Genomic DNA, 13,190 nt, shown 5'->3' on the forward strand with positions numbered 1-13,190 from the left:
TGGTCGGGGTCGGGTCGGTCCGATCGTCGGGGTTCCGTTGCGGCGCGGGCAATCCGCGCACCGAAGCCCGGCGTCCGATCCGGCGTCACACCGGTCGGCAGTGTTCGATCGCTTCGAGCAGGATCGTGCTCGCCACCTCCACGACGTCCGCGGTCACGGTGAGCGGCGGCAGCAGCCGGACGACGCCGTCGTCGCGGCCGCCCAGTTCGACGATCAGGCCGTTGCGCAGCGCGTGCGCCTGCACCGCGCGGGCGTAGTCCGCCGCGGGGCGGCCGTCGTGCGGGGATGCCAGCTCGATGCCCCACATCAGGCCGATCCCGCGCACTTCCCGCACCCACGGCCGGCCGCGCAGCACCGACAGGGCCCGCCCGAGCTGCTCGCCGCGCCGCCGGACGTTGCCGAGGACGTCGTCGCGCAGCATGATCCGCACGGTCTCCGTGCCGGCGGCGAACGCGGCCTGGTTGCCGCGGAAGGTCCCCGTGTGCGCGCCGGGCGCCCACCGGTCCAGCCGCCGGTCGTAGAGGATGACCGCGACCGGCAGGCCCATCCCGCTCAGCGCCTTCGACGCGACGACGACGTCGGGCTCGATGTCGTACCGCTCGAAGGCGAACCAGGTACCGGTGCGGCCGCAGCCGGTCTGCACCTCGTCGACGACGAGCGGGATGTCGAGTTCGCGGGTCAGCGCGCGGACCCGGTGGACGAACTCGCGGCGGGCCGGGATCACCCCGCCTTCGCCCTGCACCAGTTCCAGCACCACGGCGGCGGGCCGGGGCACCCCGCCGAGCGGATCGCGCAGCGCCCGTTCCAGCAGGACCGCGCAGTTGATCTCGCAGTCGTCCGGCGTCAGCCCGAGCGGACAGCGGGAGCATGACGAGTACGGGAAGAAGTGCACGCCCGGCATTCCGTTGGCGATCGGCTGCTTCTGCCGGACCAGGCCGGTCAGCGCCATCGCCGCGTGGCTCGCGCCGTGGAACCCGCCTTGGAACGACACGACGTCCCCGCGCCCGGTCGCGGTCTTGCACAGCTTGAGCGCCGCGTCCACCGCGTTCGCCCCCGCCGGGCCGCAGAAGTGGATCTTCATCCGCGACCGCAGCGCGGGCGGGAGCATCGCCAGCTGCGCGTCGACGAACGCGCGTTTCGCCGGCGTCGGGAAGTCCAGCCCGTGCGTGAGCCGCCGGAGCTGCGCGTTCGCCGCGGCGACGACTTCGGGGTGGTTGTGGCCCAGCGCCAGCACCCCGGCACCGGACAGGAAGTCGATGAAGACGTTGCCGTCGACGTCGCGGACGTGGCTGCCGTCCCCTTCGGCCAGCGCCACCGGCAGGTTCCGCGGGTAGACGCGGGCGTTGGACTCCCAGCGCTCCTGGTGCGCGAGGTACTCGGCCGACCGCGGGCCGGGCAGGTCGCCCGTGACGTGCGGCCGCGGTCCCGCGGCGATGGGGACGCCGGTCATGACACCCTCCCCTGGACGAGTTCCCCGGCCCCTTCGGTGGCCGGGTTGCCCCGCCAGCGCGACCGCGGCGGGGTCACGGAGCCCTTCATCAGGAACGCGTCGGCTTCGACGACGGTCCCCTCGCCGACCGTGACTCCGTAGTGGACGAACGCGCCGACGCCGATCGTGCTGCCGGCGCCGACCGTCGTGTGGTCGGACTTGAACGTGCCGTCCTCGAGCGAATGGCACTGGAGCACGCTGCCGGCGTTGAGGACGACGTCGTCGCCGATCGTGACCAGCGACTTCTCCGGGATCCCGCACCCGTCGTCGTAGACGCGGCGGCCGATCCGGACGCCGAGCAGGCGCCACAGGACGCCCTTGAACGGCGTGCCGTCGAACAGCGCGAGGTGACGGCCGGGACTCAGCTTCCAGAACCGTTCGTGCCGCCAGAACACCGGGTCGTAGATCGAGCAGAACCGCGGCCGCAGCCGCCGGAACCCCTGCGCGGCGCGCTCGGCCAGCACCAGGAACAGGACCGAGAACAGCAGCGCGCCGGCGATGCCCCCGGCCGTGGCGAAGGCTCCGAACCGCGGGTGCAGGCCGCCCGCGACGACACCGATCCCGAGGACGCCGGTCAGGTTCAGCCACTGCACCACCAGGTACCAGCCCATGGTGGCCGTGTTGTGGCGCAGCTTGGCCGCGAGGCCGCGGCGGCGGGCGGCGCCGGTCCACAGGTGGTCGAAGCCGCGGTCCCGCCGGACCGAGCGCGGGATCTCGAACGCCGGCGAGCCGAGCAGGCCGACGTCTTCGCGGACCGGCCCGTCGAGCGGGACGAGGACCTTGGTCGCCAGCAGGCAGTTCCGGCCGACGCGCGCTCCCGGCGGGTAGGCGATGTCGTTGCCCAGGAACGTCTCCGGCGCGACGGCGGTGCGGCGGAGGCGGAACGACGAGCCGGAGTAGTCCGCGTTGAGCAGGGAAAGCCCGTCCGAGACCATGGTCCCGGTGCCGACCGTGCACAGGAACGGCGTCTCGTGCTTGACCTCCACGCCGAAGTTGGACCCGGTCTGGCGGACCTGGGACAGGTCGTACCCGAGCGCCCGCAGGTAGTGCACGATGTAGCTGCTGTCGCCGAACAGGTAGGTGAAGGTGCGCAGGTTGGTCAAGCGCGCGATGGCCCGCTGGACGGCGTGGTGGAACCCGTAGAGCGGGTAGACGCGGTCCGGCACCAGGAACGGCGCCAGCAGCCGGGGCAAGGTCAGCACGAGCGTGAGACCGCCGGCGAGGGCCCCGGCGTAGAGCAGCGTCGAGGACGCCAGCTGGTCGCGGTAGAACGCCCAGCCGGTGAGGTCCGCCTGGGCGGGCTGGACGAAGTGCGCGACGACCGTGCCCAGCGCGAGCGTGAGCGGCGTCGTCACCAGCAGGAAGGACGCCAGCTGGGCCACCGCGAACGCCGTCCGCCGCGCGCGCCCGGCGAGTCCCGCGGGCAGGGCCTGGTAGTCCACTGTGGAGGGACGGCCGGGCGAGCCGTGCCAGTGCTCCCCGGCCGGCACCGCCTGTCCCGCGGCGAGCGACGAGGAATGCCCGAGCTGGGCGTCGTCGCCGAGCGCGGTGCCGATGTCGAGCACGGCCGTCTCGCCGACGAACGCCCGGTTCCCGATGGTGACCCGGCCGGTCCGGATCCGGCCCGCTTCGGCCCGGTAGCAGGCGATCGAGGCGTCCTTCCGGATGACGGCGCCCGCGCCGACGGTCAGCAGATCGGTGCACACCGGCGGCCGCCGGACGAGGATCACCGCCCCGGCACCGATCTTCGCCCCGAGCAGCCTCAGGTACAGCGAGTACAGCGGCGAGCCGGCGAACAGGGCCAGCGGGCAGAACCGGGTGACCGTCTTGACCGTCCAGAACCGCAGGTAGGCTGGGCTCCACAGCGGGATCTCCCCCGGTTGCCAGCGCCCGACGAGGAGCCACTTCACCACGACCGGCACCACGCAGAGCGCCGCGAACCCGGTGCCGGCCGCGGCGACCGCGCGCAGGTAGCCGTCGAGCAGGCCGCCCGCCGCCGACACCCAGTCGTAGGCCGTGTCGGCCAGCACCGCCGACCCCGCGATGTAGGCCAGGAAGACCAGCAGCTGGTAGGCCCCGCACAGGACGTGGGCCGGTGTGCTCGCCCGGTGCGGCGTTCCGGTCCGGACCGGCCGGGGCCGCGCTGCGGGTACCGAGCGGGCCAGCTCGCGCACGGTCGGGTGCAGGTAGAGCTGCTTGACCGGCAGCGTGAGCTCGCCCGACTCCCGCACGCGCGAGCAGAACTTCGCCAGCAGCAGCGAATCCGCGGCGAGGTCGGCGAAGAAGTGCGCGGTGACCGAGACGCGGTCGAGCCGGCACACCTCGGCGAGCGCGCCGGCAAGGAGCCGTTCGGTGTTCGTTTCCGGTGGCGTGTACGCCGTTTCCGCGGCAAGCGCCCGCGGGCCGGCCGGAGCGGGCAGGTGCGCGCGGTCGGCCTTGTGGCTCGGCGTCATCGGAATCCGGTCGAGCCGCTCGAAGTACGCCGGCACCATGTAGGCGGGCAGGCGTTCGCGCAGTAGGCGTCGCAGCTCGCCGGGGTCGGCGCCCGGCGCGTCCCGGCGCAGGCTGTAGTAGGCCACTAGCTCGGTCGTCCCCGGCTCCGGTTCGTGGGTCCCGACGACGGCCTGCGCCACGCCCGGCGCCCGCAGCAGGATCGACTCGATCTCGGTGAGCTCGATCCGGTAGCCGCGCACCTTGACCTGGGTGTCGGTCCGCCCGTGGTACTCGATCTCGCCGTCGGCGGTGATCCGGCCGAGGTCGCCGGTGCGGTAGATCCGCCCGGACGGGTTACCGTCGATGCCGAGGAAGTCCGGGATGAACGCGCGCTCGGTCAGGTCCGGGCGGTTCAGGTAGCCCTCGGCCAGCCCGGCCCCGGCGATGCCGATCTCCCCGAGTTCCCCGGCGGGCAGTGCCCGCGGCTCCGCCGGGTCGAGGATGACCACGGAGTACGTCGGCAGCGGCACGCCGATGGTGACCGGCCGGTCCGGGTGCAGCACCGACCAGGTCGCGGTGACCGTCGTTTCGGTCGGGCCGTAGACGTTGAGGAAGCGGCGGCCGGGCCGGGACCAGCGCGCGACCAGGTCCTCCGGGCAGGCTTCCCCGGACACCAGCAGAAACCGCAGGTCCGGCAGGTCGTCCTCGAGGGTGGCCAGCAGCGTCGGCACGCAGCACAACGCCGTGATCCCGGTGGCGCGCAGGAAGTCCTGGAGCTCGGCCCCGGCCGGTGCGCCGCCCGCGGGCCGGGGCACCAGTGTCGCGCCGGACAGCAGCGGCACCCAGATCTCCTCCACGGAGAAGTCGAAGGCGATCGTCATGCCCTGGTAGACGCGGTCCCCCGGCCCCAGGCCGTACGCCTCGGCGGCGACGCCGACGAAGTTGCCGATGGCGGCGTGGTGGATCGGCACGCCCTTCGGCCGTCCGGTGGAGCCGGAGGTGTAGACGACGTAGCAGAGGTCCCCGGCCGGGACGTGCGCCGGCCGGGTGCCCGGACGGGCGGTGATCCGGGCGGCCTCCTCGTCGACGCAGAGCAGGTCCTTGCCCTCGCCGAACCGGTCGCGCAGCGGGGACGCGGTCAGCACCAGCCGGACCCCGGCGTCCCGCAGGATGAAGGCCAGCCGGTCGTCGGGGAAGGCCGCGTCGAGGGGCACGTATGCCGCGCCGGCCTTGAGGACGGCGAGCATCGCGACGTAGCTGTCGACCGGTTCGGTCAGGAGCAGGCCGATCCGGTCGCCGGGCCGCACGCCGCGGGCGAGCAGGTGGCGGGCCAGGCGGTTGGCGCGGGCGTCCAGGTCGCCGAAGGTCAGCCGGACGGCGCCCGCGTCGACGGCGAGCCGATCGGCTTCGCGGTCGCAGAGCCGCTCGAAGAGGTGGTCGAGCCGGGTGGCTTCGCCCGGGCGGGGGCCGCCGGCGCCGGTGAGGACGCGACCGTCGGCCGTCGACACGGCCGAGGGCGTTTCGCGCGGGGTCACGGCCTCGCCTCCGCCGGCCGGTCGAGGTGGAACGCCCGGTGCAGCGCGCGGACCGCGTGGTCGAGCCGGTCGAGCGGCAGCACCGCGGTGAGCCGGCCGGCGGAGATCGCCATCGCGGGCATCGTGGCGCCGAGCTCGCCGGCGGTGCGCAGGACTTCGGCGGGCATGTCCGGCCGGTCGAGCAGGCCGGTGCCGACCACCGACACCGCACCCAGGTCGTCGTCGAGGGTCCAGCGCGCGCCGAGGTCTTCGACGAGCTGCCGGGCCGGGCCGGCGAAGGGCGCGGTCCCGCGCAGCGTGAACCGCAGCTCGCCGGCCCCCGGCCAGCTCAGCGTGTCCGGGTGCAGCCCGTGCCGGGCCAGGTCGGCCAGCAGCCGCGCCCCGCGGTCCGGGGACAGCCCCGGTGCTTCGATCCGCAACAGCCGCACGTCGCGGTCGTGCGCGATGCCGACCACCTCCCCGCCGCGCTCGAGCGCCGGTTCCACGGCCCGCACGCGGGTGCTCGCGCCCGTGCGCGAAGAGTGCCGCACGTGCACCGTCACCCCGTGCTGCCCGGCCAGCTCGACCGATCTCGGGTGCAGGACCCGCGCGCCGCCCCTGGCGAGCTCGGACATGGCTTCGTAGGAGATCGACGGCACCTGCCGGGTGTCCGGCACGATCCGCGGGTCCGCGGTCCGCACGCCCTCGACGTCGGTGCAGATCTCGCACTCGGCCGCGCCGAGCACGGCCGCGAGGGCGACGGCGGTGGTGTCGGAGCCGCCTCGCCCCAGCGTGCGGAGTTCGCCGTCGTGGTCGCGGCCCTGGAACCCGGCGACCACGACGACCCGGCCGTCGCGCAGCCCGTCGAGGATCCGGTCCGGGTCGATGTGCGCGATCGTGCCCGCCCCGGGCCCGCCGGTCACCTCGATGCCCGCCTGGTCGCCCGTGAGCGAGACGGCGTCCACTCCGCGGCGGGTCAGCGCCAGGGTCAGCACGGCGGCCGAGACCTGTTCCCCGGTCGCCAGCAGCTGGTCCAGCTCACGGGGATCCGGCCGGTCGGTGAACTGCCCGGCCAGCGCGACCAGCCGGTCGGTCGCGTCGCCCATCGCCGAGACGACCACGACGATCCGCCGTCCGGCCGCGGCCAGGTCCGCGACCCGCGCGGCCACCCCGCGCACCAGCTCCGGCGTCGCCAGCGACGAACCACCGTATTTCCGCACCACGATCCCGGCCACGCGTGCGTCGCCCGATATGCCGGATTCCGCCATCGCCCATGAATTATTCACCTGTCGCCCCTCCACTTTCGGCAAACCGCCCACGACGTCGTGGGCAGAACTTCCGGACGCCCATTCCCGTGCCACCGATAGCGGGCTCGACGCGCGGATTTCCCTTGCCCGACCGCGAGAACCGGTCGTACACAGTGAACCTAGTTCGCCATTTCCGGGCCCGGTACCTCCGTAAGCGGTAACCAAAACTGCCGCCATTACCGGCATCGATCTTCCGTTCATACGATCGACCGAGCCAAAAAGACGACGCATTCCATCGACACGCCGGTAAAACGTCGAGACAACCGACGGACAACGACCGGCAACCGATTGCGCACCGCCGTTCACCGCGAATTCCGCGGGCCCCCACCCTCAGCCGGGGGTAATGACGTAACGCCCGGACCACCAGTGCACGCAAATGGCGGAAAGATCGCCTGCGAATGCCGTCGTACTTCGTGATGAATCGTCGACGATGCCCCGGCGAACCCCGCGTTTTCCGGTATCGTCGCCCCCGGCCGGGCCGCCCGCCCGGCCGGTCCCCAGTGCCCGGCTCCGGCCGTGAAACCCCCGGGAGAACGCGTGAACTCCGCTGCGCAGACCCGCTGCCGCCGTCCGGACCCGGCCGCCATCGTGCTCGCGCAGCAGGCGCTCCTGCGGTTCGGCGCCGGCGACTTCGCCGGGGTCGCGCAATTGCTCGCCCCGCGCGTCGAATGGCACGGGCCCACTCCGGCGAAGCCGGGCGGCACCTCCGAAACCTGCACCCGGCGGCAGGTGGAATCGTTCCTTTCCGCCTTCGATTCCGCGCTGACCGTCGCCGGGCTCAGCGTGGGCCGCTGGGTCTGCGAGGAGGACACCGTCGTGGTGCTGGGCCGCATCCGCTGCCAGGCCAGGGCCGACGGCGCCGAGAAGTCGTTCGAGTTCGCCGTGTCCCTGACGGCCGGGGCGGACCTCGTCGACTCGTGCTGGCTGCTCGCGCACCCGGCGGGTCCCGCGACGTGACCGGCACCGCCCGGGGCCGCCGGACGCGCGAGGAACTGGTCGACGCGGCCGCCGCGATCTTCGACCGGGTCGGGTTCGCGGGCAGCACGCTGGAAACCGTCTGCGCGGAGGCCGAAGTGACGAAAGGGGCGCTGTACTGCCACTTCCCGTCCAAGGCCGCGCTGGCCGCGGCCGTCGTCGAGCGGTACTGCCCGCTGTGGTGGGAACTGGCGGCGCGGCTGTCCGCGCGGCACCCCAGCCCGGTCCAGGTCCTCGTCGGGCTCACTTTCGAGGTCGCCCGGCGGCTGCAGCACGACCCGGCGTACCGGGCGAGCGTCCGGCTGCCCCTGCACGCCGAACTGGCGGACGTGCTCGCGCCCGCGCACTTCCTCGGCTGGCTCGCGGTGGTGCGCGACCTCCTGCGCCGGGCCCGGCGCGCGGGCGAACTCCGCGGAGATGTGGACGTGCGCGCGGCCACCGAAAGCACGGTCGCGGAGTTCGCGGGTACCCACCTGCTCGCCCGCGCGACGGCCGGCGAGCACGACCTGGTCGGGCGGGTGCGTGCGATGTGGCGGCAGCGGCTGCCCGGGTTGGTCGAGCCCGGCACGTCCGCGCGGCTGCGGCTCGAACCGCCGGAGCCGGAATGACCGCCGCAATCCCGCCTGTTGTCACGCACCGAAAGTCGGTCGACGAGCGCCCCAATGTGGCGTTCGGTGCGTCCAGCGCACCCAATGTGGCGTTCGGTGCGTTGGACGCAACCAACGCCACATTGGGGCGCATCGCCGGACCGCTGCCGGCGCCTCTCCCGCTCCGGTGGGGTGAACCCCGCCGCCCGCAAGGGAACGTACGGACGCGGCCGCGCGGGGCCCACCTCCGGGCGGGTGATACCCGGGGAATCCTCAGCTCGTCAGCCGCCGAGGCGCAGGGGCTGGGTCAGCATCGGGAACGACTGGTGCAGGGAACGCTGCCACCACGGCCAGTTGTGCGTGCCCGGCCCGTAGAAGTCCGTCGTCACCTGCGCCCCGACCTCGCGCAGCCGCCGGGCGAGCGCGGTGTTCATCTCCGCGCACAGCGGCTCGATGAACAGGTCCGGTGGCGTGCCCGGCGGGTCGAGCACGCCCGGGGTTCCGTTGCCGCACGCCAGGTACAGCGGGATGCCGGCCAGGTTGCGGGCCAGGTCGTACGGGTTGTGCGCGGCCCAGACGTTCGCGTTCAGGTTCGGATCTCCCCACAGCGCCGTGGGGTCGTAGCCGTCCTTCACCAGAACACCCTGGATCAGGCTCGGCCCGCGGGCTCCCTCGTACGTCGTGTGCACGACGCCGCTGTAGGACGCCGCCGCCACGAACATCCCCGGGTGCCGTCCCGCGTAGGCCAGTGCGCCCAGCCCGCCCATCGACAGGCCTGCGATCGACCGGACCGTCCCGGCGCCGTAGCCCCGCTCGAGGATCTGGCGCAGTTCGGTCAGGTGGAAGGTCTCCCAGCCCGGCGCGCCGCCCGCGCCCCGGTTGTACCAGTCCGAATAGAACCCGTCCCGCCCGCCGGACGGCATCACCACCAGCATCTCGGCGCCGCGGGTGAAGGTGGCGACGTCGGTCGAGCGCGTCCACGACGTGTAGTCGTCGCCCGCGCCGTGCAGCAGGTACAGGACCGGCCAGGTGCGCGTGGAGCCGGGTGTCCAGTCCGCCGGGTGCAGCAGCCGCACCATCGCCGTGGCCGCGAGGGCCGGGGATTCGACGGTCAGGTCGAGCATGGTGGGGCTCAGCCGGTGTTCGGCGACCACCCGTGCCCCGCCGTCGGCCACCGCGGCGGCGTTCGCGGTACGGGGCAGGGCGGCGACGGCGAGCGCGGACAACCCCGCGGTCGCGCCGAGGACGAACTTGCGCCGGGATACTTGCGACGGCGGGGGTGCCACCGCGCGGGTCGGGATCTGCCGGTCTTCGACGGGCCTGGGCATCGTTGCCTCCAGGGGTGTGGGACACGAGGTCCTGGCGTCCCCGGGCGTGCTCGGGCGCGCCGGTGCGACCGGCCCGGGGACGCCAGGTGTGCGCAGGAGAGCCGAACGCTCTCCTGCCCCCGCGCGGGGCGTGGACCGGCGCGGGAGACGGGGATCCCGGGCAGCCGGAACCGGGCCGGCGCGCGGGCAGGAGGAGTCACCCGGGGGTCACCCGGGCCGGTGCGGCGGGACGGCTATCGGGAGTGCCGGTGCGCGTAGCGCAGGGCGGAGCGCTGGAGCTTGCCGCTCGGCGTCTTCGGCAGCTCCGGGACGAAGTGGACGATCCGCGGGTAGGCGTGCGCGGCGAACCGGGTCTTCACCAGTGCCTGCAGCTCGCCCGCCAGTTCCGGGCCGGCGACGCGGCCGGGCCGCACGACGACGTGCGCGGTGACGACTTCGCCCCGCAGGTCGTCGGGGGCGCCGACCACGGCGGCCTCGGCGACGGCCGGGTGGGACTGCAGCACGGACTCCACTTCGGACGGTCCGATCCGGTAGCCCGCCATCAGGATGATGTCGTCGTCACGGGCGGCGAAGTGGAAGCGCCCGCCGGCGTCCCGCGCGGCCGTGTCGCCGGTGAGGTACCAGCGCCGGTCGGCGGTGAACCGCTCGGCCGTGCGGCCGGACGCGCCGCGGTACCCGGTGAACCACATCAGCGGGCTGGCGGTCAGGTCCACCGCGAGCCGGCCGCGTTCCCCGTCGGCGGCGGGCTCCGCGGTGTCCGGCCGCAGCACGTCCAGCCGCCAGCCCGGCAGCGCGCGGCCCATCGAGCCGGGCCGCCGTTCGGCGCGGACGTCCGGGTGCCAGGCGTTCGCGACCGCCATGCCGAGCTCCGTCTGCCCGTAGTGGTCGAGGACCGGCACGCCGAACGTGCGTTCCGCCCAGTCGCTCACCTCCGGCGGCAGCGGTTCCCCCGCCGACGAACAGGCCCGCAGCGCCAGGTCGGGTGGGGCCAGGTCCTCCGCGGCGCGCAGCGCGCGGTACACCGTCGGCCCGGCGGTGAAGTTGGTGACCCGGAAGGCGCCCAGCACCGCCCAGGTGAGGTGCGCGGAGAATCCACTGTGGAGCAACAGGGCGCGGCGGCCGAGGGCGAGCGGGCCGAGGATCGCGTGGTAGAGGCCGTACGCCCAGCCCGGGTCGGCGGCGTTCCAGAAGACGTCGGACGGCTGGTGGTCGAGCCCGAACTCCTGGTAGGAGCACATCGAAGCGACCGCCCACAGCGGCACGGGCACGCCCTTGGGCGGCCCGGTGGTGCCCGACGTGTAGAGCTCGACGAGCGTGGCGTCCCCGCCCATTCCCGCCGGGGACACCTGCGGTGGCGCCTCCAGCAGGCGCTCGAAGGGGTGGTCGCCCGGGTGGTGGTTCCCGGCGGCGCCGGTGGTGACCACGGTCAGCCGCCACGCCGCCGGGATGTCCTCGTTCGGGCCGAGTTTCGCGCGCTGCCCGGGTTCGGTGACCACGATCCGCGCGCCGCTGCCCTGGATCCGGGTGGCGATCGCGGGCGGGGCCAGCGCGGTGAACAGCGGGACGTGGACGGCGCCGACCCGCCAGATCGCGAGCAGCGTCACGACCAGGTCCGCCGACTTGCCGAGCAGGGTCGCGACGCGGTCGCCCGGTCCGGCGCCGAGCCCGGCCAGCGCCGTGGCCAGCCGCGCGGACCGGGCGCGCAGCTCGCCGTAGGTCCAGTCGCGCCAGGAAAGATCCGGCTCGACGACGGTGAACGCCACGGCGTCGGCGGGGTGCCGGTCGCACAGCAGTTCCGCGGCCCGCGCCCGGGGGCGGTCGAACCGCGAAACCAGATCCTCGACATGGCGGTGGATGCTCGTCATGGGGACCTCCCGGACCTACGCGATACCGCCAAGGTGCCGTACCGTGGCAAAAATGTCCCATCGCGCCGAGGTCCCAGCTACCCCCGGCTGAGGGGAGGGGCCCCCGTTCGCGACGTTTTGCGAGGAGGCAGGCGTGAACCCGAACGCCACGGCCGACGACCGCCCGGAGATCCACCGCGCACTCGCCCGGATGCGGGACGCGACCGGCCTGCCGATCACCTTCGGCGGTGAAGTGGGCGCCGGGCGGCAGGTGAAGCTGAGCCAGATCGCGGGCCCGAACACCGGCGCGCTCCGGGGCGTCAGCCTCGAGTACGGGCGCGGGCTCGGCGGGAAGGCGGTGGCGCAGCGGCGGCCGGTCGTCGTCGACGACTACGTGCGCTCCCCCGGCATCAGCCACCACTACGACCACATCATCGTCGCCGAGGGGCTGCGCGCGATGGTCGCCGTGCCGGTGGTGGTGACGCGGACCGTGCGCGGCGTGCTCTACGGCGCGTTGCGCAGTTCGATGCCGCTGGGCGACCGCGTGGTCCAGTCCGTCGTGGAGTCGGCGCGGGAGCTGGAGCAGAGCCTGGCCGTCCGCGACGAGGTGACCCGGCGGCTCGCCTGGCTCGACCGCTACGACGCGACCGACTGCCACCGGCCGCACTGGGAACTGGTCCGCGAGGCCTACGCCGAACTGCGGATCCTGACCCAGAGCGTCGACGACCCGGTGCTGCGCGCCCGCGTGCGCTCGGTCTGCGACACGCTGTCCGCCGTCGCCGGCCGCCCGGCGCGGACCGGGACCGTGCCGTCGCTGTCGGCCCGCGAGCTCGACGTGCTCGCCTGCGTCGCGCTCGGCTGGACCAACGTCCAGATCGCGGACGATCTCGGGCTCACCGCGGAAACGGTGAAGAGCTACCTGCGCAGCGCCATGCGCAAATTGGTGGCGCGCAGCCGGATGGAGGCCGTGGTCACCGCCCGCCGGTTCGGTCTTCTCCCGTGAGGGTACCGGATGCGGTACGGTAGTACCGCGCGCCGCTTCGAACCCGGGCGTGTGCGAGGCTACGGAACCATGACCGCGAAGCCACCTTGGATGACGCCACCGGGAGCGCGCACGGCGCGAAGCCGACGCATGTCCGACGCCAAGCGCGAGGAGCTGATCCTGCGCCTGGAGCGGCTTTTCCTGGACGAAGGCTTCGCCCGGCTGACCGTCGACGACCTGGCCAGCAGGCTCCAGTGTTCGAAGTCGACGCTGTACGCGGTGGCCGGCAGCAAGGAACAGCTCGTCGTCGTCGCCGTCCGGCACTTCTTCCAGGAGGCGGCCGCGCGGGTCGAGGAGAAGGTCGGCCCGATCTCCGATCCCCCGCAGCGCATCGCCGAATACCTCTCCGGGCTGGGCGCGGAACTGCGGCGGATGTCGCCGGAGTGCTACGCGGACCTGCTCACCTTCGAGGCCACCGCCGAGCTGTACGCGCGGCATTCGCTCGCCGCCGCGCACCGCGTCCGCGAGTCCATTCAGGACGGTGTCGCCTCGGGCGCGTTCCGCGCGGTCAACGCGGACTTCGTCGGCGCGGCGGTCAGCCTGCTCATCGACGGCATCCAGCACGGCGAACTGCTGGACCGGTCGGGCCTGTCGATGGCCGACGCGTACACGGAACTGGGGGCGCTGGTGCTCGCCGCGCTGACCAACCAGACGGCGAAGTAGCGCTTTCC

General features: G+C 73.6%; 9 protein-coding genes. 4 read left to right on the plus strand and 5 right to left on the minus strand.

The annotated features are described in order from the left end of the window. Positions 1-85: 85 nt before the first annotated feature. Genes H4696_RS10890 through H4696_RS10900 form a run of 3 tightly spaced genes read right to left on the minus strand, consistent with a single transcriptional unit; the run spans position 86 to position 6,722 of the window. A complete protein-coding gene (locus tag H4696_RS10890) occupies positions 86-1,450 on the minus strand; it encodes a diaminobutyrate--2-oxoglutarate transaminase family protein (protein ID WP_086862900.1) in 1,365 nt (454 codons plus the stop codon). After that, on the minus strand, positions 1,447-5,457 hold the full coding sequence (locus H4696_RS51195; RefSeq protein ID WP_192782240.1) for a Pls/PosA family non-ribosomal peptide synthetase: 4,011 nt from the start codon (positions 5,455-5,457) through the stop codon (positions 1,447-1,449). The genes H4696_RS10890 and H4696_RS51195 overlap by 4 nt, the downstream gene beginning before the upstream one ends. Continuing rightward, positions 5,454-6,722 carry an aspartate kinase gene (locus H4696_RS10900; protein WP_338078666.1) on the minus strand — a complete coding sequence of 423 codons (1,269 nt, stop codon included), beginning with the start codon at positions 6,720-6,722 and terminating at the stop codon, positions 5,454-5,456. Before H4696_RS10900 ends, H4696_RS51195 begins: the two co-directional genes overlap by 4 nt. 558 nt (positions 6,723-7,280) lie before the next feature. Between H4696_RS10900 and H4696_RS10905 the strand changes: the two genes are divergently transcribed. Both H4696_RS10905 and H4696_RS10910 read left to right on the plus strand, forming a co-directional pair. Further along, complete coding sequence (locus H4696_RS10905) at positions 7,281-7,700, plus strand: nuclear transport factor 2 family protein (protein WP_192782241.1); 420 nt, start codon at positions 7,281-7,283, stop codon at positions 7,698-7,700. Next, a complete protein-coding gene (locus tag H4696_RS10910; RefSeq protein WP_192782242.1) occupies positions 7,697-8,326 on the plus strand; it encodes a ScbR family autoregulator-binding transcription factor in 630 nt (209 codons plus the stop codon). The genes H4696_RS10905 and H4696_RS10910 overlap by 4 nt, the downstream gene beginning before the upstream one ends. Positions 8,327-8,586: 260 nt before the next feature. On the opposite strand, the gene H4696_RS10915 is transcribed toward H4696_RS10910, so the two are convergent. Together H4696_RS10915 and H4696_RS10920 are read right to left on the minus strand one after the other, a co-directional pair. After that, positions 8,587-9,633, minus strand: a complete 1,047-nt coding sequence (locus H4696_RS10915) for an alpha/beta hydrolase (RefSeq protein ID WP_086861705.1) — start codon at positions 9,631-9,633, stop codon at positions 8,587-8,589. A 233-nt stretch (positions 9,634-9,866) separates the two neighbouring features. Continuing rightward, positions 9,867-11,498: an AMP-binding protein gene (locus H4696_RS10920; RefSeq protein WP_086861706.1), complete on the minus strand. Its 1,632-nt coding sequence runs from the start codon at positions 11,496-11,498 to the stop codon at positions 9,867-9,869. A gap of 133 nt (positions 11,499-11,631) precedes the next feature. Between H4696_RS10920 and H4696_RS10925 the strand changes: the two genes are divergently transcribed. Together H4696_RS10925 and H4696_RS10930 are read left to right on the plus strand one after the other, a co-directional pair. Continuing rightward, positions 11,632-12,480, plus strand: coding sequence for a helix-turn-helix transcriptional regulator (locus H4696_RS10925; protein WP_211299719.1), 849 nt, complete (start codon positions 11,632-11,634; stop codon positions 12,478-12,480). Positions 12,481-12,609: 129 nt separating this feature from the next. Next, a complete protein-coding gene (locus tag H4696_RS10930) occupies positions 12,610-13,182 on the plus strand; it encodes a TetR/AcrR family transcriptional regulator (RefSeq protein ID WP_225955643.1) in 573 nt (190 codons plus the stop codon). Positions 13,183-13,190: the final 8 nt, after the last annotated feature.

Origin of the sequence: Amycolatopsis lexingtonensis, from assembly GCF_014873755.1 — a bacterium.
Lineage (GTDB): Bacteria > Actinomycetota > Actinomycetes > Mycobacteriales > Pseudonocardiaceae > Amycolatopsis > Amycolatopsis lexingtonensis.